Source organism: Streptacidiphilus alkalitolerans, from assembly GCF_042511045.1.
Lineage (GTDB): Bacteria > Actinomycetota > Actinomycetes > Streptomycetales > Streptomycetaceae > Streptacidiphilus > Streptacidiphilus alkalitolerans.
This window is the reverse complement of the sequence record NZ_JBHEZX010000002.1, coordinates 13,990-36,098: the sequence shown is the minus strand read 5'-3', so window position 1 is coordinate 36,098 and position 22,109 is coordinate 13,990. Positions and strand designations below refer to the sequence as shown.

Here is a 22,109-nt window from a genome sequence, read left to right as displayed (position 1 = left end):
GCAGCCGCGCTCTTTCCGCAGTACCTCAGCAGCACTTCACAGGAAGGGTTCCGCCATGCGCTCCGCGTTGATCCTCTCGTCCCGACACTGCCGTCCACCGTCCGGCAGGCGTGCCGCAGCCGCCGTGGTGTCCGTCCTCGCCGCCATCGCGGCTGTCCTGACCGGGTTCGTCGCCCCGCCGGCCTCCGCCGCCGCCGTGTCCACCGGGGTGATCACGGGTGTGGGTGGCAAGTGTGTGGATGTGGCGGCGGCGAATTCGGCCAACGGCACGGCGGTGCAGCTGTACGACTGCAATGGGACGGCTGCGCAGTCGTGGACGGTGGGCACTGATGGGACTGTGCGGGCTCTGGGCAAGTGCCTGGACGTGACCGGTCAGGGTACGGCGAACGGCACGCTGGTGCAGTTGTGGGACTGCAACGGCTCCGGTGCCCAGCAGTGGACTTCCGAGTCGGACGGGCATCTGAGGAACCCTCAGTCCGGGCGCTACCTCGACGTCCCCGGCGGCAGCACGGCCAACGGCACCCGTCTCCAGATCTGGGACCGCAACACCAACCCCTGGCAGACCTGGCACCTCCCCGGCGGAGGAACCACGACCCCGCCCCCGGGCTCGTGCGCCCCGAGCCTGGGCAGCGGCCAGTACAACACACCCGTCTCCTTCGGCGGTCGGACGTACCAGGTGCTCGTGCACATTCCGGCACGTGCCGCGGGGACCCGGCTGCCCCTGGTGCTGGATCTGCACGGCAGTCAGATGACCGGGGCGGGCCAGCTGTCGTACAGCAACATGGGGCCCACCGCCGACGCGAACGGCTTCATCGTGGTCGCGCCGACGGGCGTGGTCCCCAGTGGAAGCGGCTTCATCTGGAACGTGCCCTATGTGACGCCGAGCGGCACCCGTGACGACGTCGGCTTTCTGCGGCAGGTGATCGACACGCTCACGCCCGCGGCGTGCGTCGATGCCGCGCGGGTGTACGCGACCGGCTACTCGGGCGGTGGACGCATGTCCTCCGCCCTGGGCTGCCTGCTCGCCGACAAGATCGCCGCGATCGCGCCGGTCTCCGGGATCAGGGCGGGCCGGCCGGACCCGGCCGACCACAGCAGGCCGGACCTGTCGACCTGCACACCCTCGCGCGCGGTCCCGGTGATCGCCTTCCACGGGCAGCAGGACAACACCGACCCCTACAACGGCGGGGGAGACGCCACCGCTTGGCAGTACTCCGTGCCGGTGGCTCAGCAGGCGTGGGCCGGACTCGACGGCTGCACCACGGGACCGGCCACCACCCAGGTCAGCGCACATGTCAGCGATACCGTCTACAGCGGCTGCCGCGACGGCGCCGAGGTCCGGCTCTACACGATCTCCAACGGCGGCCATACCTGGCCGGACTCCCCTCAGGACAACGGCAACGGCACGGTCACCCACGAGATCAGCGCGGACACCCTGATGTGGCAGTTCTTCCAGGCCCACCCGCTGCCGGGTGCCGCCGCCACGTCGTCCGCGTCGCTCCGGTGACTCTTGCGTTTTAGTTGCCACGATTGAAGCGGCCTGCAGTGGTGACGTCAAGTCAGTGCTTGTCAGAGCATCGGTCGCTCACATTCACGAGAGCGGGTCTCCATAGCAAACTAGACCGTTCTATGGACACCCGCTCTCGTTCCGTCTACGTTAAGCAGCCATCAGCCGCTTCGCCCCGACGACGAGACGTCCGTCGCTGCGCGGCATGCAGTGCGGCGTTTTCCGTTCACCGACAAGGAAGTTGGCTCGGCATGCGAAGAACAGTCCTGGCAGGAACCGGCGTGATGCTCGCTCTCACGCTGACGGCGTGCGGCGGAGGCGCCGGCGGCGGATCCTCCTCGAACGCGGCGACCTCGCCCGGCGACCCAGGAAAGGTCTCCGGCACCATTACGGTGCTGACCAATCGCACCGACCAGGTGCAGGACGGCACGCTGGCGCGGTACGCCGCGGCGTTCAACAAGATCTACCCGCATGTGACGGTGAAGTTCCAGGGCCTCACCGACTACGAGAACGACGTCAAGATCCGTCTGAACAGCAAGAACTACGGGGACGTGCTGTCCATTCCCAACGCGGTGGCGCTCAAGGACTACCCGAATTTCTTCGCCCCGCTGGGCTCGGCCGCCGACCTGTCCAAGACGTACAACTTCACCGACCACGCCACGGTCGGCGGCCAGGTGTACGGCATCGCGAACATCGGCGACGCCAACGGCTTCGTCTACAACAAGGCGGTCTGGAAGCAGGCGGGCATCACCACCTGGCCCACCACCCCGGACCAGTTCCTCGCCGACCTGGCCGCGATCAAGTCCAAGACGCACGCGACGCCGTACTACACCAACTACCACGACGGCTGGCCGCTGACGAACTGGGGCAACGCGCTCGGCTCGCCGAGCTGCGACCCGCAGGCGAACGACAAGCTGGCCACGACCAAGGACCCCTGGTCGCCGGGCCAGGACCTCTACACCACGGACAAGCTGCTGTACGACATCGTCCACGACAAGCTCGCCGAGGCCGACCCGACCACCACCAACTGGGAGAACTCCAAGACCCTGCTCGGCACCGGCAAGGTCGGCACCATGTGGCTCGCCTCCTGGGCCGTGGTGCAGATGCAGGCCGCGGCGAAGCAGGCCGGCCAGGACCCGGCGGACATCGGCTTCATGCCGTTCCCGGTGCAGGTCGACGGCCACTTCTGCTCGGTGGTCAGGCCCGACTACCAGTACGCGGTCAATGTGCACTCCGCGCACAAGGACGCCGCCAGGGCCTGGCTCGACTGGTACATCAACAAGTCCGGCGACGCCGCAGCCAGCCTGTCCCCGTCGTCCGTGAGGGGCGCCCCGCTTCCGGCCGACCTCGTCCCCTACCAGGCGAACGGCGTCAAGTTCATCTACCTGACCAACGACAGGACCGCCCAGGTGGACGAGATCGACAAGGCCTCGGAGATCGGCATCAACGGCCAGGACTACCCGCAGCACCTCGTGGACGTCGCACGCGGCGCGGCCGGCGGAGACCTGGCCAGTGACTTCAACGACCTCGACAAGAAGTGGTCCGACGCCCTCGGCACGGTCGGCTGACCCGGTCCGAGGCCGGCAACGGCGGTGGGCCGCACGCACGGCGGCTCACCGCCCGTTCGGCCGGCCGGATGCGACCGCAGACGACCCGCCGCTCGACCGAGTCGGCATCCGAAAGAAGGAGCAGATGAGCGCACCGCAGACCGCGGGCCTGGGGGTGGGCGCCCGCACCGCGCCACCGGACGAAACCCGCGACCCCGGACGGGGAGGAGCCACCCCGCGCCGCACCCGCCGCGCCCGGTGGTTCACTCCATGGCTCTACCTGCTGGCCCCACTGGCGCTGCTGGCCGTGTTCACCTACCTCCCGGTGGCGGAGATGCTGTCCTACAGCTTCACCGACTGGGACGGGCTGAGCCCCACCCGCGACTTCGTCGGCCTGGACAACTACGTCGACCTGTTCACCCGCCCGCAGCTGTTCCAGGTCTTCTGGGTCAGCCTGTTCTACCTGGTCGGCTCGGTGGTGCAGATCTGCGCCGCGCTGTACTTCGCCACCGTCCTCAGCTCCGGGACCCGGCTGCGCAACCTCTTCAAGGGGATCCTCTTTTTCCCCTACCTCATCAACGGGGTCGCCATCGGCTTCGTGTTCCTGTACTTCTTCCAGTCCGGCGGCACGCTCGACACCGTGCTGCACTGGTTCGGGGTCGGCCCGCACCTGTGGCTCGGCAACCCGCACCTGGTCAACGTCTCCCTCGCCGGGGTGTCGGTGTGGCGCTTCATGGGCCTGAACATGGTGCTGTTCCTCGGCGCGATCCAGTCCATCCCCCCGCAGCTCTACGAGGCCGCCGCGATCGACGGCGCGAACCGCTGGCAGCAGTTCCGCTACATCATCGCGCCCAGCATCAAACCGATCATCAGCCTCAGCGCGATCCTGGCGGTCTCCGGGTCACTGTCCGTCTTCGAGATCCCCTACATCATGACCGGCGGCTCCAACAACAGCGAGACCTTCGTCATCCAGACCATCAAGCTCGCGTTCGAGTTCGACAAACTCGGCCTCGCCTCGGCCGCCGCCGTGGTGCTGCTCGTCATCGTCCTCCTGGTGACCTGGCTGCAACGCCTGCTGCTCCCGGAGGAGAGGGTGGAACAGTCGTGACCGCACTGTCCGCGCCGGGACTGCTGAAACCGCCCCGCGCCCGAGCCGCCGCCGCAGTGGCCCTGAAGTACCTGTCCCTGGTCCTGGCTTGCGCCGTCGTCCTGGTCCCGCTGGTGGCGGTGCTGCTCACCAGTCTGCGCACCAGCCGTGAGGCGACGGTCGAAGGACCGCTGTCCGCGCCGCACGACTGGCTCAACCTGCACAACTACGCCGTGGCGTTCACCGACGGGCACATGCTGCGGGCCCTGGGGAACACCACCTTCATCCTGTTCTTCTCGCTGATCGGCACCGTGCTGATCGGCTCCATGACCGCCTACGCGGTCGACCGCTTCCAGTTCCGCTTCAAGAAGCTGGTGCTGGCGCTGTTCCTGATCGCCTCGCTGGTGCCGAGCGTCACCACCCAGGTGGCCACCTACCAGGTCGTCAACAACCTCGGCGCGATGGACACCCGATGGGCGCCGATCATGCTCTACCTGGGTACTGACATCGTGTCCATCTACATCTTCCTGCAGTTCATCCGCTCCATCCCGGTCTCGCTCGACGAGGCGGCCCGACTGGACGGCGCGAACTCCTTCACCATCTACTGGCGGATCATCCTGCCGCTGCTGCGCCCGGCCATCGCCACCGTGGTCATCATCAAGGGCGTCGCGATCTACAACGACTTCTACATCCCCTTCCTGTACATGCCCGATGACAACCTCGGCACCATCAGCACCTCGCTGTTCCGCTTCAAGGGCCCCTACGGCGCGCACTGGGAGATCATCTCCGCCGGCGCCGCGCTGGTCATCCTCCCCAGCCTGGTCGTGTTCCTCGCGCTCCAGCGCTTCATCTACAACGGCTTCGCCGCCGGAGCGACCAAATAGCCCGCTCCGCCATCCGCCTGCCACCCGCAAGGAGACCGTATGAAGGTCAGCACACCGCTCACCCGCGGCTGGATCCTGAGCCTGGACACCACCAGGCACCGCCCCCCGCAGGCACCGGACATCCTGGTGGACGAGCGCATCCCGGCGACCGTGCCCGGCTGTGTGCACACCGACCTGATGGCCGCGGGCCTGATCCCGGACCCGTACCTGGACCGCAACGAGTCGGACCTGGCCTGGGTCGGCCGCGCCGACTGGACGTATCGCACCGTGCTGCCGTCCTCCACCGACCGGCACGAGCGCACCGACCTGGTCTTCGACGGCCTGGACACCGTCGCCGAGATCCGCGTCGGCGGCACCGTCCTGGGCACGACCCGCAACATGCACCGCTCCTACCGCTTCGACGTCACCGGGGCGCTCGCCGGCGGCCCCGCGCCGCTGACGGTGGCCTTCACCTCGGCCTACGCCGAGGCGGAGCGGTTGCGCACGCTGCTGGGGGACCGGCCCAACGCCTACGCCGAGCCGTTCCAGTTCGTCCGCAAAATGGCCTCCTCCTTCGGCTGGGACTGGGGACCGACCCTGGTCACCGCCGGCGTGTGGCGGGAACCACGGTTGGAGCGGTGGTCGACGGCGCGGCTGGCCGAGGTCCGCCCGGAGGTCACTGTGCAGGAGAGCACCGGCCTGCTCCGGCTCCACCTCGTCCTGGAACGTACCGCCGCGGGCCGGGACCGTGACCTGCGGTTGAGGATCGGGCTCGCCGGGACGGAGGTCCTGGCCGACCTGCCCGCCGGACAGGACACGGTCACCGTCGAGGCGAGCGTCGAAGGCGTCGAGCTGTGGTGGCCGCGGGGCTACGGCGACCAGCGGCTCTACAGCTGCGACGTCGTCCTCATCGACGCCGCCGACGGCACGGTCCTCGACAGCTGGAGCCGCTGCGTGGGGTTCCGCACCGTACGGCTGGACACCTCACCGGACGCGCACGGCAGCGCGTTCACGCTCGTGGTCAACGGCACCCCGCTGTTCGCCCGGGGCGTGAACTGGATCCCGGACGACGCGCTGGTCACCCGGGTGGACGCCGCGCGCTACCGGCACCGCTTGGAGCAGGCCGCAGCCGCCGGCGTGGACCTGGTCCGGGTGTGGGGCGGCGGCATCTACGAGAGCGCGGCCTTCTACGACGCCTGCGACGAACTCGGCCTGATGGTGTGGCAGGACTTCCTGTTCGCCTGCGCCGCCTACCCCGAGGAAGAGCCGCTGCGCTCCGAGGTCGAGGCCGAGGCCCGGGAGAACGTGGTCCGGCTGATGCCGCACCCCTCCCTCGTCCTGTGGAACGGCAACAACGAGAACCTGTGGGGCTTCCGCGACTGGGACTGGGAACCGGCCCTGGCCGGAGCCACCTGGGGCGAGGGCTACTACCTGGACCTGCTGCCGCGGACCGTGGCCCGGACCGACCCGACCCGACCCTACTGGGCGGGCAGCCCGTGGTCGGGCTCCCGGGACATCCACCCCAACGACCCCGCGCACGGGACAACGCACTCCTGGGAAGTCTGGAACCGCCGCGACTACACCGACTACCTCGCCGACGTCCCCCGGTTCGTCGCCGAATTCGGCTGGCAGGCGCCGCCCAACCACGCCACGCTCCGACGATCGATCAGCGACCGACCGCTGACCGCGGGTTCACCGGGCATGCTGCACCACCAGAAGGCCGAGGACGGCAACGGCAAGCTGGACCGCGGCCTCGCCCACCACTTCGCGCCGGCGGCCGACTTCGACACCTGGCACTACCTCACCCAGGTCAACCAGGCCCGCGCCGTCGCCACCGGCATCGAGCACTGGCGCTCCCACTGGCCCCACTGTGCCGGAACCATCCTGTGGCAGCTCAACGACTGCTGGCCGGTGACCTCCTGGTCCGCCATCGACGGTGACGGCCGCGAAAAACCCCTCTACCACGAACTGAAGCGGCTCTACGCGGACCGGCTGCTGACCCTGCAACGGCGCGATGGACGGCTCGTCCTGGCGGCGGTCAACCAGAGCGGCCGACCGTGGGACGTCCACGCCGTCGTACGCCGGCTCGACGCCCGGGGAAGCCTGCTGGCCGAACAGCACGTCAGCCTCCCGGCGGCGCCGTACTCCGTCGAACTCGCCGACCTGCCGGAGGAACTGGTCACGCCGGGCGATCCCCGGAGCGAGTACCTCGTCGCCGACGCGGACGGGCTGCGGGCGATGAGCTTCGGTGTCGACGACCACGAGTTCGCCTACCCGGTCGCCGAGATGACCACGCACGTCACACCGGTGCCCGGCGGTGCCCGGGTGACGGTGACGGCGCACACCCTGGTGCGCGACCTGCTGCTCCAGGCCGACCGGCTGCACCCGAACGCCCGTACCGACCGCGGCCTGGTGACGCTGACGCCGGGGGAGAGCGTCGAGTTCACCGTATCCGGCTGGAACGGTGAGGCGGTGGAAGCCCTGCCGGGCGCGCTGCACTGCGTCAATGCCAGCGCTGCGGCGTGTCCCGTCGGCGGTTCGGTGCAGTGAGCCCGTCCCGCTGAGGCAGTCCGTCCGAGCGGCGCGCGACCATCCCCCGGTGCGCGCCGCTCAGGCGGTCGAGCCGCGGCGCTCCCTTCAGCGGGTGGCTGCCGCCGGTCGGCGGTCGGCTGCGATGAAGGCAGCACCGACGAGCCCGGCGTCGGCCCGCAGTGCCGCGCGCTCCACCCGTACGCCCGCGGCGAAGGGCAGCACGGCGTAGGACGCGAGGTGGCGCCGCAGCGGAGGGAAGAGCACATCGTGTGCTTCGGCGACGCCTCCGCCGATGACAGCCACCTCGATCTCGACGAGCGTCGCCACCGCCGCGATCCCGGCCGCCAGGGCGCGCGCCGAAGTGTCGAACGCGGCCAGCGCAACGGCGTCGCCCGCGCGGGCGTCCGCAGCCAGCGCCGCGCCGTCGGCGGCCCCGACCGGCTGCCAGCCGTTGCGCACCGCGCGCCGAAGCAGCGACGTACCGCTGGCCAGCTGTTCCAGACAGCCCCGAGAGCCGCATGCGCACGGGTCCCCGAGCAGGTCGACACTGATGTGGCCGAGGTGTCCGGCGTTTCCCGAGGGGCCGTTGCGGACGACGCCGTCCATGACGAGTCCGGCGCCCACACCGGTGGAGACCACCATGCACAGCGCGTCCCGACAGCCACGGGCCGCGCCGATCCGGTGCTCCGCGGCCGTCATCGCGACCGCGTCCCCGCACAGGACGATCGGCAGCCCCGCGACCCCGGGCAACTCCCGCACCTTCTCGACGATCGGGAACTGCCGCCACCCGGGGATGTTGACCGGACTGACCGCGCCCCGGGCGATGTCGACCGGACCCGCGCTGGCGATTCCCAGCGAGGTCACCCGCCCCCAGTGCGGCAGCGCGGCCAACTCGGCCACCACGGCACGGACGGCGCCGAACACCTCCCGGGCCGTGCCGACCACCGGGGTGCCGTACTGCGCACGGTGGAGCACGGTTCCGCGACCGTCCAGGACCGCACCGGCAATCTTGGTGCCACCGATGTCGACGGCGGCCAGAAGACCTTCCCCCGCCGAGGCCTGAATGAAGCGGACGCGCGTCTGTCGCTCGGTCAGATCCACCCTGCCATCCCCTCCATGAAGCCGTGGAAGTCGTCCCGATGGATCGAATGACCCGCGCCGGCCACGCTGCGCAGCTCGAATCCCCGCGCACGCAGGCGGCCCTGCTGCTCGGGCAGGATCCGCTCACTCGGATCCGCGAGCAGCACCAGGGACGGCACGAGCGCCGAGGCGGGCAGCGCGGGCAGTGGTTCCAGAGCTGTCACCGTCTCGGGGTCCCACCGCTCCAGGCTCAGCACCTCGTCGCCCACGGCCGCGGCACCCCAGCGCGGGTTGGCCGCCTCGATCTGCTCGTATGTCGCTTGCTTGTAGGCGCGGGTGGCGGCGCGGTCGCGGGGCGGGCCTCCCCAGGAAGGGTCGCTGTAGACAGCCCTGTGGACCGTCAGACCGCGCTGGATCGCGCGTTCCAGGACCATCGCGCCCAAGGAGTGGCCGACCGCCAGGTCCGGTTTGTACGGGCAGGTCGCGGTCACGGCGAGCGCCATGTCCGTCAGGGAGTACCGTCTGACGCCGGAGGCGCCGGCTGCGCGGGGACTGCCGCCGTGGCCGGGCAGATCGACGGCGAGGACCCGGTAACCCCGGTCGGCGAGCGCCGGCCCGACCCGGCGCCAGGTGCTGTGGTCGGCCATCAGGCCGTGCACCAGCAGCGCCACGCGATCACCGGTACCCCAGCTGTGTGCGGTGAGCTGCATCGTCGCTCCTCCCGTGACGGTGCGACGGCAGGGTGCACCGGCCGACGCCTCCTCGAACGTTTTACGAATACAAAGCGGGTGTTGCGTCAACGGCGAACGGCAGACCGGTTCGCCCAGCCCGGACGGCACTGTGCGCGACGAGGGAGTGCGGGAAATCGGACACGGTGGATTCCTCGGCTCAGAACACGGGAGGCCGACGCCGGTGCGGCCGTGCCGTCGGCGAAGCACCCCCACCCTAGAACGCCTAGCTAAAACGTTCAAGTGAAGTGCGGGATGCTGTTGCGGGAAAGCAGCCCAGGAGCGCCCGCGCCGACGGTCCGCATTCGGGCGATGGTGCTGTATACCTGTTCAGCGCTATGGTATGTACGCACTTCACCGTCTCGGCGCAGCCACAGGCCGGCGGTACGCCGAGGAGGGTTGTGCGGCAACTCGCGCGCTCCACTCACTGTGCGGTGCCCGGTATCTCGGCGACGACTCGAAGGCGGACATCCTGGTGGTTCGGACGACAGCGCCGGAGGGCGGCCGCAAGACCACGATCAGGGATGTGGCGAAGCTGGCGGGGGTGTCGCCCTCGGCGGTGACCATCGCCGTCCACGACAAACCAGGTGTCTCTCCGAAGACCAAGGAGCGGATCCTCCAGGCGGCCCGCGACCTGGGCTGGAGCCCCAACCAGGCGGCGCAGTCCCTGTCCGGGCGGGCCCTCCACACCGTCGGTCTTGCGATCGCCCGGCCGGCGCGGATGCTCGGCCTCGAACCGTTCTACATGGAGTTCATCTCGGGGATCGAGAGCGTGCTGGGTCGGCATTCCTGTTCGCTCCTGCTGCGGCTGGTGGAGCCGGAGGAGGAGATCGAGGTCCACCGGGAATGGTGGCAGGGCAACAGGATCAACGGCAGCATCCTGGTCGACCTGCGGGTGGACGATCCGCGCATCGCAGCGCTGTCCGAGATCGGCCTCCCCGCCGTCGCGGTCGGTCACCCCTCGCTGGCGGGTCCCTTCGTCTCCGTGTGGACCGACGACGCCGCCGCGACGGCGGAGGCCGTCCAGTACCTGGCGGCGCTGGGCCACCGTTCGATCGCCCGCGTCAGCGGACCGGCGGAGCTCGGCCACAGCGCCATCCGCACCGCGGCCTTCGCCGCCACCGCGCAGGAACTGGGGCTGACCTTCCGCACCGTGGTCGCGGACTTCTCCGCGGACCAGGGCAGTCGTGCCTGCCGCTCGCTGCTGCTGTCGGCCGAACGCCCGACGGCGATCGTGTTCGACAACGACCTCATGGCGGTGACAGCGCTGGGTGTCGCCGCGGAGTTCGGGCTGGCCGTGCCCCACGACCTGTCCCTGCTGGCCTGGGACGACTCGCAGCTGTGCCAGTTGACCCGGCCCACGCTGTCGGCCATGCAGCACGACATCTTCTCCTTCGGCGCCGACGTCACCGAGACGCTCTTCGATGTCATGAGGCACCAGGAGGTGTCGTCGCACGCGACGCAGGTCCCCAGTCTGGTGCCGCGCGGCTCCACCGCTCCGCCGCCCCACAACGCCGCGAGCAGATAGGGGCGGACCAGCGGGGGAGGCTGCAGGGTCAGGCTTCGAGGATCCAGCACAGGCGGGCCAGGCCCTTCTCCGGCCCCGGCCCGCCGGGTCGGCCGGGACGGGAGAATCGGCGGTGGGCGCGCTCGGTCGAGGTGAACGCCGTGCCGACGGTTGCTCGCGCGTCCCGTGCGGTCCGGAGGTCGAGCCAGCCGTCCGGCGTCGGGCGCGGATCCAGTGCCCGCGCACGTAAGTGTTCCGGCAGCAGGGCATGGGTCGGACAGCGGGCCGCCTGGGCGTCGGCCCAGGATCGCGAGACGAGCCCGGCCCTGGTCAGACCCAGCAGCCGACCGATGTCTCGCGGTAGGTGGCCGCCGGCAGGTCGGGGTGCCCCGAGCCGGGTCGGGACGGTCGACGCACTGCAGGTCAGGGCCGCAGGTAGAGGACGTGCTGGGCGGCGGTTGCGTCGCCGCGGGGAGCATGTCCCGGCGTGGAGGCCGGTGTCGCCCAGGCGTCCCGGGTGGCCGACAGGGGCATCGCTTCAGGCTCGGGCTCCCGCTCCTTGCGGCGCGAGCCGAGGACGAAGGCGAGGATGAGAACGATGACGATCAGGGAGCCGATGGCGGCGCCGGCGGCGAGCGCCTCCAAGGGAGTGAAGGTGGAGGTACCGATGGAATCCGCTGCTGACAACATGGCCTTTCCCTTCGTCGTGCGGAAACTCCTTACGCCCAGCGTCACCTCGTTCGTGGATGGGCGCATGATGCATCGATCCTGCACTGATTGAGCGCGATCCCCGATGGGATCGTGCCCCACCACTGCGTGGGCCGGGGCACCACCCGTCACAGCCGTTTCCGCGCGACGTATATCCTTGGTGCAGCGAGTTGCAACGTTTTCGCAGGGAAAGGCCAGGAGTGGATCCGATGTCTGCGTCCGAACCCCCGGCCCCCGGTCTGAGCACGGGTGCTGTCGCCCGGCTCCTGGGTGTGTCCGCAACGACTGTGCGCAGCTGGGAGCGCCGTTACGGGCTCGGCATCGAGCGTGAGCCCGGCCGCCACCGGCGCTATCTGCCCCAGGACGTGGCCCGGCTGGAGTACATGTGCCGACTGACCGCGCAGGGCATCGCCCCGGCCGAGGCCGCCAGGCAGTGTGCACGGCTCGGCACTGACCGCGAGGCGGCGTCCGAACCGCCGGCCCGGGCCGTGCCTGCGGTTCGGCCGCGGGCCGGCGGTGGGAACGCGCTCCCGGTGGGTCGCGCCGGCGCGGCATGCCACGGCCTGGCCAAGGCGGCGGTCCGCATGGACGGCGAGGCGATCGAGGAGCTCCTCGATGCGAGCCTGCGCCGGTTCGGGGTGGTGGAGACCTGGGACGCCCTGGCGGCACCCGTGCTGCGCGCGGTGGGCCGCAAGTGGGCCGGAGCGAACGGCCGCTATGTGGAGGTCGAGCACTTGCTCTCATGCGCGGTCAGCCGCAGTCTGCACCGCATGCCCGCCCCGGTGGCCAGGGATCCGGGCCGGGCACAGCCGCGTCCGGGGTTGGTCATGCTCGCGGGCACGCCGGGTGAGCTGCACACCCTTCCTCTGGAGGCCCTGGACGCGGCGCTGGCGCAGTTGGGAATCCGCACCCTCATGCTGGGGGCCGCCGTGCCGGCGGAGGGGCTGGTCTCCGCGTGCACGCGGACGGGGTCGGGTGCGGTGGTGCTGTGGAGTCAGAGCCCGCCCACCGCTGACACGTCCCTGCTGAGCGTCATGTCCGGTCTCTCCTGGGGGCCCATGGGGGCACGGACCGGGACGCGGGTCTTCGCTGCCGGGCCGGGATGGCAGGGCAGGGCGCTGCCCGCTCATGTGAACCGCCTGACCAGCCTGGGCGAGGCGACGGCCCTGTTGTGCGGGCCGGCCTGAATCCAATGCGAAAACGATGCGAGTAGTCCCCACGAGTGAGATGGGTGATGTTTGAGCTTCACGCGGCACGGTGCTGCGGGTTGAACGCCTTGGCACCCCCTCGGATGGTGAGGTGGGCCGAGAAGTACCTTTCGGGTCGGCCGGGGCGGTCCTGAATCCCGCGCGCATCCGTGCAGCGGCCTGTCGTCCCGAGGAGTGCCATCGGTGGGGGAAGCCTTGTCCACGAGCGGTGCCGAGAAGCTCGCCGAGCGCGCCGCCCCCGCATGGCCCCCACAGGCGTGCCCGCGCTCGGACGACCTCGTGAGCGGCGTGCCCGGCCACCAAGCCGGGGTGTCGCTGCCGCAGGGCCCGTTCGGTGCGGCGGCTGCCACGGAGGTCCGGCTCGGCCGCTACCTGTCCGAACGGCGGGCAGAGCTGGCCGCGCTCGATGCCGAGGCCGACGCCCTGCTGGGTGAGCCGCTGGCGGCGCTGGCGCTGCGCGGCGGTCGCCGGATCAGGGCCTGCTTCGTGTGGCTGGGCTGGCTCGCGGCCGGTTCACCGCCTGAGCGGGCCGAACCGGCCGCGCTGGCCGCCGCGGTCGAGCTGCTGCAGCTCTGCGCTTTGGTCCACGACGACATCATGGACGCCTCCCGGACCCGGCGCGGCGCCCTCTCCCTGCACGAGCAGTTCGCGGCCCACCACCGCGCGCACGCGTTGAGTGGCGACCCGGTGCGCTACGGGCAGGCCCGTGCGCTGCTCGCCGGAGACCTCGCGCTGCTGTGGGCCGAGGACCTGTACCGACAGGCGTCGTCCGACCTCGCGGGCCGGGCGGCCACCGACGCGGTCTGGCGCGCGATGCGCACCGAGATGGTCGCCGGCCAGAACCTGGACCTGGTGCTGCAGGCGGAGCAGTCCAGCTCCACGGCGGCGGCGCTGAGGGTCGCCGAGCTGAAGACGGCCCGCTACAGCATCGAGCGCCCGCTGCATCTGGGCGCGACCGCCGCCGGCGCCGATGCCGAGGCGGTCCTCGCCCTGCGGGCCTTCGGGCGACGTGTCGGTGTGGCCTTCCAACTGCGCGACGACCTGCTGGGGTCTTCGGCGACCCCGCGCGGACCGGCAAACCCTGTGGCGACGACCTCCGCGAGGGCAAACGCACGTTCCTGCTCAACCTCGCGGTCCAACGGGCCTCGCTGCGCGGCGACGAGAAGGCCCGGAAGGTGCTCCACGAGTGCGTCGGCAGCCCCGGTATGACGGACCGTGACATCGACCGGGTCCGCGAGGCGCTCACCTCGCTGGGCGCCCCGCAGGCAGTCGAACAACGGATCATGCGGCTCGTGGACGAGGGTGTCGCGCACCTGTCCACGGCTGCCGTTCCGCACGACGTGTCCCTGGCCCTGGCCGATCTCGCCCGGCAGGTCGCCGCCGGATGACGGACCCCCACGACCGCACCGCCGAACCTCCGCCCCGGAGAAGGAGACCGATGAGGACCATCCCTGGACCCACTGAGCACGTCGTGGTGGTGGGGGCCGGCCTGTCCGGCCTGGCGGCGACGCTGCACCTGCTGGGTGCCGGTCGCCGGGTCACCGTGCTGGAACGCGCGGACCACGTCGGCGGGCGGGCCGGGACCGCCACGATGGACGGCTACCGCATCGACACCGGGCCCACCGTGCTGACCATGCCCGACCTGCTGGACGAGGCGTTCGCGGCGGTGGGCAGCAGCGTCGCCGAGCGCCTGGACCTGGTGCCGCTGCACCCCGCCTACCGGGCCCTGTTCGCCGACGGCAGCGGCCTGGACGTGCACACCGACCCCGACGCGATGGAAGCCGAGATCAGGCGGTTCGCCGGAGGCCGCGAGGCAGCCGGCTACCGGCGCCTGCGCGCCTGGCTCGGTGACCTCTACCGGATCCAGATGCGCAGCTTCATCGACGTCAACTTCGACTCGCCGCTGGGCCTGCTGGGCCCTGATCTGGCCCGGTTGGCAGCGCTCGGCGGTTTCGGGCGGCTGGGCCCCAGGATCGGCAGCTTCCTGCACGACGAGCGGCTGCAGCGGGTCTTCTCCTTCCAGTCCCTCTATGCGGGCGTGCCGCCGGCCAGAGCACTGGCCGCCTACGCGGTCATCGCCTACATGGACACGGTGGCCGGCGTCTACTTCCCGCGCGGCGGCATGCACGCGGTGCCGCGGGCCCTGGCTGCCGCGGCCGTCGAGGCCGGGGCGGAGCTGCACCTGAACACCGCGGTGCGGCGCCTGGAGCGCGGCAGCGCCGGCCGGGTCAGCGCTGTGCACACCGCGGACGGCAGGCGGATCGCCTGTGACGCGATCGTGCTGACCCCGGACCTCCCGGTGGTGTACGGGCTGCTGGGCCGCGCGCCACGCCGTCCGGTGGCGATGACCTGGTCCCCGTCCGCCTTCGTGCTGCATGCCGGGACCACCCGCACCTGGCCCGGCCTCGCGCACCACTCCATCTCCTTCGGCCAGGCATGGGAAAGCACCTTCGACGAACTCACCCGCTCCGGGCAGCTGATGAGCGACCCCTCGCTGCTGATCACCAGGCCCACGGCCACCGATCCCTCGCTGGCCCCGCCCGGACGCCATCTGCACTACGTCCTGGCACCGTGCCCCAACCTGGACACCGGACCGGCCGACTGGTCCCAGCTGGGCCCGCGCTACCGCGACCGCATCGCCGCCGAGCTGGACCGCCGGGGGCTGAGCGGCTTCGACGCCGCCGTGGAGGCCGAACGCATCGTGACCCCGGCCGACTGGGCCGCTCAGGGCCATGCCGCCGGGACACCCTTCTCGGCTGCGCACACCTTCGCCCAGACCGGGCCCTTCCGTTCGCGCAACCTGCTGTCCGGAGCGCCCAACGCCGTTCTCGCGGGCTGCGGCACGACCCCCGGGGTCGGTGTTCCCACCGTCCTGCTCTCCGGGAAGCTGGCCGCCGCCCGGATCACCGGCACCGGTCCCGCCCGGCGCGGCGGAAACCGTCCCGCTGCCCGCGTGCCGCGCCCGCAGACCGCCGCCGTCAGCCCTGGAGCCCCGTCATGACCGCACACGAGCTCGCCGCGGCCGGGATCACCGACCCCCGTCTGCAGGCGGCCTACCGGCACTGCCGCGCACTGAACGCCGCCCACGGCAGGACCTACTTCCTGGCCACCCGGCTGCTCACCCCTGACCGCCGCCCCGCCGTCCACGCCCTGTACGGGTTCGCCCGGTGGGCCGACGACGTCGTCGACGACCTGGGCGCCGACGCGACCGCAGCCGACCGGGGCGCCGTGCTGGCCGACCTCGGCGCCGAACTGCAGGACGCACTGGCCGGTGGGCACGGCCGCAATCCGGTGGTCACCGCCGTGGCGGACACCGCCCGGCGCTACCGCATCGATGCGGACCACTTCAGCGACTTCATGGCCTCGATGCGGATGGACCTCGACACCACGGACTACGCCACCTGGGAGGAGCTGTCGCGCTACGTCCACGGTTCGGCGGCCGTGATCGGCCTGCAGGTCCTGCCGGTGCTCGGCACCGCCGTGCCGCGTGCCCAGGCCGCCCCCCACGCGGCGTCGCTGGGCGTGGCCTTCCAGCTGACCAACTTCCTGCGCGACGTGGGGGAGGACCTGGAACGCGGCCGGGTCTACCTCCCCGCCGACCGGCTGGCCGCCCACGGCGTCGACCACGACCTGCTCGACTGGTCACGCGGCACCGGCCGCGACGACCGTCGGATCTCCGCCGCCCTGGCGGACCTGGTCGCGTTCAACCGCACCGTCTACCGGGACGCCGAACTCGGCATCCCGATGCTCGCCGCGGTCTCCCGTCCGTGCGTCAGCACCGCCCTGGTGCTGTACCGCGGCATCCTGGACCGCATCGAGGAGGCCGGGTACCACGCGGTGCTGCACCGCCGGGTGTCCGTGCCCCGGCGCAGACGCGCGGCGGTGGCCCTGGCCGGGGCGGCCCGGGTGGCCGGCGCCCGCGCACAGCACCGCCTCAGCGCCTCGACACCCCGCCCCGCGGGCGGGCACCCACCCGCCGCTACCCCCGTCGCGCCCCCCGTCACCGCGACCGCCGCAGCGGCACGGGGCGCCGTGGCCGAGCAGGACCCGCGATGACCGGTCAGCCACGACGCCGCACGGCCTCCGCGCGGCGCACGCCGCTGGGGCTGATCGGCGCCGGCCGCTGGTCCGAGCAGGCCCCGACCTGGCAGGCGGCCCGGCCCGCTGTCATCGAGGCCGCCCTGAAACGGGCCCTCGCCCGCCCCTCCGGCAACTGGTACGTCCTGGCCGCCTCGCACCGCGTACGGCACGGGACCCCGCTGGGCCGCACCGTCGCCGGCGTGGAGGTGGTGGCCTGGCGCGACGGTGACGGCGCCCTGCACGCCGCCCCCGGCGCCTGCCCCCACCTGGGCGCGCCCCTCGCCCGAAGCCCGCAGATCGACGACCGCCTGGTGTGCCACTGGCACGGCCTGTGCCTGGGAGCGGAGGGGTTCCCCGGCTGGCAGCCCTACCCGACCTACGACGACGGCGCGCTGGCCTGGGTGCGCCTCGACTCCGTCGGGGGCGAGGAGCCCACGCCCCGGCCCCTCATCCCCGCACGTCCGGACCCGGACCGTTCGCTGCCCGTCGTCGCCACCGCCGTCGGTCACTGCGAGCCGGAGGACATCATCGCCAACCGTCTCGACCCCTGGCACGGCGCATGGTTCCACCCGTACGCGTTCGCCGACCTGGCCGTCGTCGAGTCACCGGCCGGAGCGCCGCCGCAGGCCGACGCGGCGGCCGACCGCTTCGTCGTCGAGGTGGCGTTCCGGCTCCGGGGCCGCCTGGGCGTACCGGTCCGCGCCGCCTTCACCGCACCGGAGCCGCGCACCGTGGTGATGCACATCATCGAGGGCGAGGGGGTCACCAGTGTGGTGGAGACCCATGCCACCCCGATGGCCCCGGACGACCGGGGACGGCCGCGCACCGCGGTGACCGAACTCGTGGCCGCCTACTCCGGGCGGCCCGGCTTCGCCCTGGCCCGGAAGGCGGCACCGCTGCTGCGCCCGCTGGTGCGGCGTTCCGCCGCGCGCCTGTGGCGGGACGACATCGCGTACGCGGAGCGACGCTGGCAGCTGCGCAGCACCGGTCGCTTCCCGGGCTGAGCGCGACCGGTGCTTCCCTCCTCACCGGTCATCCGAGCCGTGCCAGGGCGCGCAGTGCTCGGGACCGCCCGCCGTTCGGCACGGTCCACAGGTCCTGCCCGCGAACGCCCCACTGCGCCAGCAGGGCGTTGGAGGCGAGGAAACCGGTGGTCGCGGCACGCTCCATCAGCGCCACCGGCAGGTCGCTGCGCACGCAGTCGCCGGCGAGCACCAACTGCGGGTGGTCGGTGCCGACGGTGGGCCGCTCCAGGTAGCCGCCGACCGGGAACATGGGGCAGTCCGCGCGCCAGACGTGGCGCTGGTCGACCACACGGGCAGCGGTGGTCTCCGGGTAGATCCGGTGCAGTTCGGTCAGCGCCCGCCGCTGCACCTCCGTCCGGTCCGCGGCCGGGTCCACGGCGTAGGCGTGCAGTTCGACGACCGAGCCGCCGTGCTCCGCGGCCCAGCGTGCCGCCTCGCCCTCCCAGCGCTCCAGCACGCTGACGTTGTCCAGCGGCCCGTACCCGCTGGTGCCCAGGAACCCGGGGCGGTGCGGTGCCACCGGGCGGTCCAGCCACAATCGGGACACCAGGAACGGCGGGGCCTGGCGCAGGCCCTCGATCCGGCGCCGCCACAGCGCGTCCCCCAACGCGGGGGAGTCGCCCACCAGGCTGCGCAGGCCGCCGCTGTCCAGTGCCAGCACCACGCCGTCGTACCGGTTCTGCTCGCCGTCGGCGCCGCAGGCCACGGCGAACCCCTCGCCGCGCGGCCGTACCCCGGTCACCCGGGTACCGGTGCGGACCCGGACGCCGTGGCCGCGCAGGTACTCCGCCAGCGGCTCCCACAGTGCCTGCGGGAAGGGCTCGGCCGGGACGTCGAAGAGCAGGCCCTCGGAGGAGCCGAGGAAGTAGATGTGGAACATCAGTGCCAGTTCGGCCGCCGACAACTGGGCCGGGTCGGCGAAGAAGCTTCTGGAGAACACCTCGAAGGCCAAGTGCTGGGATGCCTCGGGGAAGCGGACCGAGCGCAGGAACTCGACCGCGCTGACGTGGTCCAGCTTCCGGTAGATCTGCGGGGTGCCCACGTCCATCAGCGGCAGCGCGGCGCGTGCGTCGATCCGCAGCAGGTCGCGCCAGCCGAACGTGGGGCTGAGGGCGGCGAATCCCAGGGCGCTCCACGGAGGAGTGCGGGGCACGTGCCGGAAGCTGTCGGTCGCCCCGCCCGCCCGCTGCAGCGGGTAGTCGGGCAGGCCGGTCAGCGCATCGAGGCCGGGATCGACGCGCCGCAGCAGGCCCCGCAGGTTGTAGTACTGGCGGAAGAACGCGTGGAATCCCCGGCTCATGGTGACGTTCGAGCCGTCCGCCAGGGTGGTGGACCATCCGGCCAGCCGGCCCCCCAGCGCGTCCTGCTGTTCGAGCAGGTCGACCGCCACGCCGCGCTCCGCGAGTCCGGTGGCCGCCGCCAGACCCGCGATCCCCGCGCCGATCACCGCCACCCGCGGCGCCGTGCCCGGCACCCTGGCCAGCCCCGGCGGGGCCGGATGGTGAACGGCGCGCCGGTCGCGGCCGCGGCGCCGCCGCTGCTGAATCGCCATCAGAACTCCCCACCGGGGCGGCGGGCGGTGAAGGTGTGCACGACCCCGTGCTGCCACCCGGTCATCGGGGAGCTGCGGGCACCGGCGAAGCCGTGCCGGGCAAGCCGCTCGGTGAACCGCCCGGCCGTGTCGAAGTCCAGCACGCTGCGCCACAGGTGCCGGTACAACGCCGTCCCGCCGCCGGAGACCGCGCCCAGCGGAAGGACGACGCCCCCGCACACCGCGGACCACACCGCCCGGTGCACGGCGCGGCCGGACAGGGCGTACTCGTGGACGGCCAGGCGGCCTCCGGGCCTGAGCATGCGGTGCACGGCGTCGAGTACCGCGCCCGGGTCGGCGGCGTTGCGGACCAGGTAGGCGGCGAACACCGCGTCGTAGGGGCCGGCCTCTCCGGTGCCGGAGAGCTCCTCGACCGGGGAGTGCACGAAGCGCACCGTGCTCGGCCAACGCTTCTCCGCGGCCTGTGCCAGCATCCCGGCGGATGCGTCCACGGCGGTGATCCTCGCCCGCGGATACGACCGGAGCAGCGCCGCGGTCGAGGACCCGGTGCCGCAGCCCAGGTCCAGGAGCCGTAGGCCGGCGCCCAGGTCGGGCAGCGCCAGGCGGCGTGCCGAGCGGCGCAGCGCCCGGTGGTAGCCCGGGTTGATCGCGATCAGACGGTCATAGGCGGAGGCGCCCCGGTCGAAGGCCTGGGAGAGTTCGGCTCCCTGCAGAAGTGTCATCAACGTCCTCTCTGGTCACCGGGTCAGTGCGACCCGTTGACAGTGGTGTGCGTGTGTCTCACTCGCCGACTGCGGTCCGCCGGCGGAAGGGGAGCTCCAGGCAGCTGAGCGCCATCGGCACGACCGGCGAGGTGAGCCCGACGGCGAGCTCGTCGCGCAGACCGGAGCGCCCGTCGAGGAAGCGCAGGAGCCGCTCCGGGGGGTTGCGGCGGAAGAGCCGGTCGAAGAAGTCGGCCCCGTCGATGCGGCCGGTGTCCAGGGCCCGGAGCAGGGCGGCGTCCATGGCCAGGTGCCGGGGCCGGTGCGAGCGGGGTGGAACGGGCACCGCACCCCTGGCGAGGGCGCGGGCGACGGCCCTGCTCTGGTGCTGCACGGCAGCGAAGGTGTATCCCGTGGAAGGGCGGGTGGCTCCGCCGGACGTCCCGATCCGGAACACCCGTCGGCCGACGCGGCGGGGGAAGTGCGCGTCCGTCATCGGGATCACTCCCTCCTCGACGCCGACGATCTCGAACGACCCCGCCCGGAGGCTGCCCAGATCGAGCACCGTGCTGGTGTAGTGCTCCAGGGCTGCCTCGTACTGGGCCCGGTCCAAGGGGGTGCGGGAGAACTGGGTGTACTCCACCAGCGCGTTACGCGGGGTCAGCGGGAGGACGTAGCCGAAGGCCGTCCCCCTGGCAGGCTGGGCCACCCGGAAGTCCATGAGGACGGCGGCGGAGGGGTCGAAGACCGGGACGCTGCAGCGAACGAACCAGCCGCGGAAGTGCTGCAGAAGTGTCGTACGCGCCGGCGGGAGCGATGCCCGAGGACGAGAGTCGAACACCCATCGTGCGCGCAGCGCGGCGGCTCCGCCCGCTGTCCGCAGGGAGACCTCCGCCGATGCCGCACCGTCCTGGACCGCGACGACGGAGCCGTCGACCCGACGGTAGGCCGGCAGACTCCTGATCTCCTCGGTGACCAGCGCGTCCATCGCGCTGGAGCGGAGCATCTTGTAACGCAGGCCGCCCAGGGGGAAGTCGGCGCGCCCACCGTCGCGCCCGTAGATCGCCAGACGGTCCCAGCCGTGCTGCACCGCGGCGTCGAGGGACCCCTGTGGGTGCTCCCACCAGCACCAGGTCCGCTCCGGGGCCGCCCCTGGTGCCGAGGGGGCCGGCGAGACCAGGACCACCCGCAGATGCCGGGCTTCGGGCTCGCGGACAAGCGCGTGCACCAGGGAGAGGCCGGCCGCGCCCGCGCCGATGACCGCGACGTCGACGTCGTATGCCGTCCGGGAACCGGTCAGAGCCTGCGACACTCCCCACACCTTCCCGTACCGTGACCGATGCCACTCACCACAACCGTCCTACCAGGACAAAGGGCACGGTGACGGCGCGGACTTCACCGGCTGCCGCGGAGGCGGCGAATTCGCCGGGGCTGGTGAACGGCCCGGTGAGCTGCAGCACGGACCTGAAGGAGCGGGCCGCCCGCCGCCATTCCCGGGTCGACTGCAAGGGGCCCGCGAACCAGTGCCGACCACCGGGTCTCTGCACCAGCAGGAACTCGATGTCCTCCAGTACGGCGAACCACTGACGGGAGGGGACCGGGGTGTCCGGGAGCTCGAAGACGCTGGTCCATCCCTCCTCGGCCAGGCCAGTGGCGCGGGGGTAGACGAGCACCGGGCGGCCGTGCAGGAACTGGGGCCATGCCTCGGAGGCGGAACACGGGGGCCGGGTGTTCATGCGCCGATCACGCCGTCGATGCGGAGAGCGTGGGCGCGTCGTCGGCTGTCCCGCCCGTACCGCTCGTCATGCGCGTCTCACCGTCGTGTTGTCGCAGTCACCTGCGTCTTCGCAGGGTGTCGGTTGTCGTCGCTGTACGGGCGGCTTCGTCGGTCGATCAACCGGCGGTCCCGAACACGGGCAACCCTCCACCGCCCCCGAGGGTGCGGGCAACCTGCATCGTTCTTGCATTGCTTCGCAGCGAACGC

The 22,109-nt window shown here is 71.9% G+C and carries 19 protein-coding genes; 12 read left to right on the top strand and 7 right to left on the bottom strand.

The genetic code is table 11. The features are described from left to right. The first annotated feature begins 55 nt into the window (after positions 1-55). The 5 genes from ACEZDG_RS03975 to ACEZDG_RS03955 all read left to right on the top strand — a co-directional run bounded on the left by ACEZDG_RS03975 (position 56) and on the right by ACEZDG_RS03955 (position 7,554). Positions 56-1,507, top strand: coding sequence for an extracellular catalytic domain type 1 short-chain-length polyhydroxyalkanoate depolymerase (locus tag ACEZDG_RS03975; RefSeq protein ID WP_380502327.1), 1,452 nt, complete (start codon positions 56-58; stop codon positions 1,505-1,507). A 251-nt stretch (positions 1,508-1,758) separates the two neighbouring features. Then, complete coding sequence (locus ACEZDG_RS03970) at positions 1,759-3,075, top strand: ABC transporter substrate-binding protein (RefSeq protein WP_380502325.1); 1,317 nt, start codon at positions 1,759-1,761, stop codon at positions 3,073-3,075. A 124-nt stretch (positions 3,076-3,199) separates the two neighbouring features. Continuing rightward, complete coding sequence (locus tag ACEZDG_RS03965) at positions 3,200-4,162, top strand: carbohydrate ABC transporter permease (protein ID WP_380502323.1); 963 nt, start codon at positions 3,200-3,202, stop codon at positions 4,160-4,162. After that, entirely contained in the window at positions 4,159-5,025 is an 867-nt protein-coding gene (locus ACEZDG_RS03960) for a carbohydrate ABC transporter permease (protein WP_380502321.1), read from the top strand. The genes ACEZDG_RS03965 and ACEZDG_RS03960 overlap by 4 nt, the downstream gene beginning before the upstream one ends. A 39-nt stretch (positions 5,026-5,064) precedes the next feature. Continuing rightward, on the top strand, positions 5,065-7,554 hold the full coding sequence (locus tag ACEZDG_RS03955) for a glycoside hydrolase family 2 protein (protein WP_380502319.1): 2,490 nt from the start codon (positions 5,065-5,067) through the stop codon (positions 7,552-7,554). Positions 7,555-7,641: 87 nt separating this feature from the next. Here ACEZDG_RS03955 and ACEZDG_RS03950 read toward each other — a convergent pair whose 3' ends face one another. Then, on the bottom strand, positions 7,642-8,637 hold the full coding sequence (locus ACEZDG_RS03950; protein ID WP_380502317.1) for an ROK family protein: 996 nt from the start codon (positions 8,635-8,637) through the stop codon (positions 7,642-7,644). Continuing rightward, positions 8,628-9,326: an alpha/beta fold hydrolase gene (locus ACEZDG_RS03945; RefSeq protein ID WP_380502314.1), complete on the bottom strand. Its 699-nt coding sequence runs from the start codon at positions 9,324-9,326 to the stop codon at positions 8,628-8,630. The genes ACEZDG_RS03950 and ACEZDG_RS03945 overlap by 10 nt, the downstream gene beginning before the upstream one ends. Positions 9,327-9,819: 493 nt before the next feature. Here ACEZDG_RS03945 and ACEZDG_RS03940 point away from each other — a divergent pair, with 493 nt between their 5' ends. After that, a complete protein-coding gene (locus tag ACEZDG_RS03940; RefSeq protein WP_380502312.1) occupies positions 9,820-10,872 on the top strand; it encodes a LacI family DNA-binding transcriptional regulator in 1,053 nt (350 codons plus the stop codon). 402 nt (positions 10,873-11,274) lie between these two features. On the opposite strand, the gene ACEZDG_RS03935 is transcribed toward ACEZDG_RS03940, so the two are convergent. After that, positions 11,275-11,607, bottom strand: a complete 333-nt coding sequence (locus ACEZDG_RS03935) for a hypothetical protein (RefSeq protein WP_380502310.1) — start codon at positions 11,605-11,607, stop codon at positions 11,275-11,277. 161 nt (positions 11,608-11,768) lie between these two features. On the opposite strand from ACEZDG_RS03935, the gene ACEZDG_RS03930 reads away from it, so the two are divergent. From ACEZDG_RS03930 to ACEZDG_RS03905, 6 genes are all read left to right on the top strand, one after another. Then, positions 11,769-12,746, top strand: coding sequence for a MerR family transcriptional regulator (locus ACEZDG_RS03930; RefSeq protein WP_380502308.1), 978 nt, complete (start codon positions 11,769-11,771; stop codon positions 12,744-12,746). Positions 12,747-12,950: 204 nt separating this feature from the next. Next, the gene (locus ACEZDG_RS03925; RefSeq protein WP_380502306.1) at positions 12,951-13,976 is read left to right on the top strand and encodes a polyprenyl synthetase family protein; all 1,026 of its coding nucleotides are present in this window, start codon (positions 12,951-12,953) and stop codon (positions 13,974-13,976) included. Further along, positions 13,973-14,155, top strand: coding sequence for a hypothetical protein (locus ACEZDG_RS03920; protein WP_380502304.1), 183 nt, complete (start codon positions 13,973-13,975; stop codon positions 14,153-14,155). The genes ACEZDG_RS03925 and ACEZDG_RS03920 overlap by 4 nt, the downstream gene beginning before the upstream one ends. Before the next feature lie 50 nt (positions 14,156-14,205). After that, positions 14,206-15,768 carry a phytoene desaturase family protein gene (gene crtI, locus ACEZDG_RS03915; protein ID WP_380502302.1) on the top strand — a complete coding sequence of 521 codons (1,563 nt, stop codon included), beginning with the start codon at positions 14,206-14,208 and terminating at the stop codon, positions 15,766-15,768. Continuing rightward, positions 15,765-16,823: a phytoene/squalene synthase family protein gene (locus ACEZDG_RS03910; RefSeq protein WP_380502300.1), complete on the top strand. Its 1,059-nt coding sequence runs from the start codon at positions 15,765-15,767 to the stop codon at positions 16,821-16,823. Before crtI ends, ACEZDG_RS03910 begins: the two co-directional genes overlap by 4 nt. Next, positions 16,820-17,851, top strand: coding sequence for a DUF5914 domain-containing protein (locus ACEZDG_RS03905; protein ID WP_380502298.1), 1,032 nt, complete (start codon positions 16,820-16,822; stop codon positions 17,849-17,851). The genes ACEZDG_RS03910 and ACEZDG_RS03905 overlap by 4 nt, the downstream gene beginning before the upstream one ends. A 28-nt stretch (positions 17,852-17,879) precedes the next feature. Here ACEZDG_RS03905 and ACEZDG_RS03900 read toward each other — a convergent pair whose 3' ends face one another. The 4 genes from ACEZDG_RS03900 to ACEZDG_RS03885 are packed head-to-tail and all read right to left on the bottom strand — an operon-like array spanning position 17,880 to position 21,861. Next, entirely contained in the window at positions 17,880-19,424 is a 1,545-nt protein-coding gene (locus tag ACEZDG_RS03900) for an FAD-dependent oxidoreductase (protein ID WP_380502296.1), read from the bottom strand. Further along, positions 19,424-20,146, bottom strand: a complete 723-nt coding sequence (locus ACEZDG_RS03895) for a class I SAM-dependent methyltransferase (RefSeq protein ID WP_380502294.1) — start codon at positions 20,144-20,146, stop codon at positions 19,424-19,426. Before ACEZDG_RS03895 ends, ACEZDG_RS03900 begins: the two co-directional genes overlap by 1 nt. A 58-nt stretch (positions 20,147-20,204) precedes the next feature. Then, the gene (locus tag ACEZDG_RS03890; RefSeq protein WP_380502292.1) at positions 20,205-21,437 is read right to left on the bottom strand and encodes a lycopene cyclase family protein; all 1,233 of its coding nucleotides are present in this window, start codon (positions 21,435-21,437) and stop codon (positions 20,205-20,207) included. A 34-nt stretch (positions 21,438-21,471) separates the two neighbouring features. Further along, positions 21,472-21,861, bottom strand: coding sequence for a hypothetical protein (locus ACEZDG_RS03885; protein ID WP_380502290.1), 390 nt, complete (start codon positions 21,859-21,861; stop codon positions 21,472-21,474). Positions 21,862-22,109: the final 248 nt, after the last annotated feature.

What these genes read in the sequence shown, in the direction of transcription:
- ACEZDG_RS03975 (WP_380502327.1), top strand. Translation starts at nt 56, where the DNA reads ATGCGCTCCGCGTTGATCCTCTCGTCCCGACACTGCCGTCCACCGTCC.
- ACEZDG_RS03970 (WP_380502325.1), top strand. Translation starts at nt 1,759, where the DNA reads ATGCGAAGAACAGTCCTGGCAGGAACCGGCGTGATGCTCGCTCTCACG.
- ACEZDG_RS03965 (WP_380502323.1), top strand. Translation starts at nt 3,200, where the DNA reads ATGAGCGCACCGCAGACCGCGGGCCTGGGGGTGGGCGCCCGCACCGCG.
- ACEZDG_RS03955 (WP_380502319.1), top strand. Translation starts at nt 5,065, where the DNA reads ATGAAGGTCAGCACACCGCTCACCCGCGGCTGGATCCTGAGCCTGGAC.
- ACEZDG_RS03945 (WP_380502314.1), bottom strand. Translation starts at nt 9,326, where the DNA reads ATGCAGCTCACCGCACACAGCTGGGGTACCGGTGATCGCGTGGCGCTG.
- ACEZDG_RS03935 (WP_380502310.1), bottom strand. Translation starts at nt 11,607, where the DNA reads ATGCGCCCATCCACGAACGAGGTGACGCTGGGCGTAAGGAGTTTCCGC.
- ACEZDG_RS03930 (WP_380502308.1), top strand. Translation starts at nt 11,769, where the DNA reads ATGTCTGCGTCCGAACCCCCGGCCCCCGGTCTGAGCACGGGTGCTGTC.
- ACEZDG_RS03920 (WP_380502304.1), top strand. Translation starts at nt 13,973, where the DNA reads ATGACGGACCGTGACATCGACCGGGTCCGCGAGGCGCTCACCTCGCTG.
- crtI (WP_380502302.1), top strand. Translation starts at nt 14,206, where the DNA reads ATGAGGACCATCCCTGGACCCACTGAGCACGTCGTGGTGGTGGGGGCC.
- ACEZDG_RS03910 (WP_380502300.1), top strand. Translation starts at nt 15,765, where the DNA reads ATGACCGCACACGAGCTCGCCGCGGCCGGGATCACCGACCCCCGTCTG.
- ACEZDG_RS03905 (WP_380502298.1), top strand. Translation starts at nt 16,820, where the DNA reads ATGACCGGTCAGCCACGACGCCGCACGGCCTCCGCGCGGCGCACGCCG.
- ACEZDG_RS03900 (WP_380502296.1), bottom strand. Translation starts at nt 19,424, where the DNA reads ATGGCGATTCAGCAGCGGCGGCGCCGCGGCCGCGACCGGCGCGCCGTT.
- ACEZDG_RS03895 (WP_380502294.1), bottom strand. Translation starts at nt 20,146, where the DNA reads ATGACACTTCTGCAGGGAGCCGAACTCTCCCAGGCCTTCGACCGGGGC.
- ACEZDG_RS03885 (WP_380502290.1), bottom strand. Translation starts at nt 21,861, where the DNA reads ATGAACACCCGGCCCCCGTGTTCCGCCTCCGAGGCATGGCCCCAGTTC.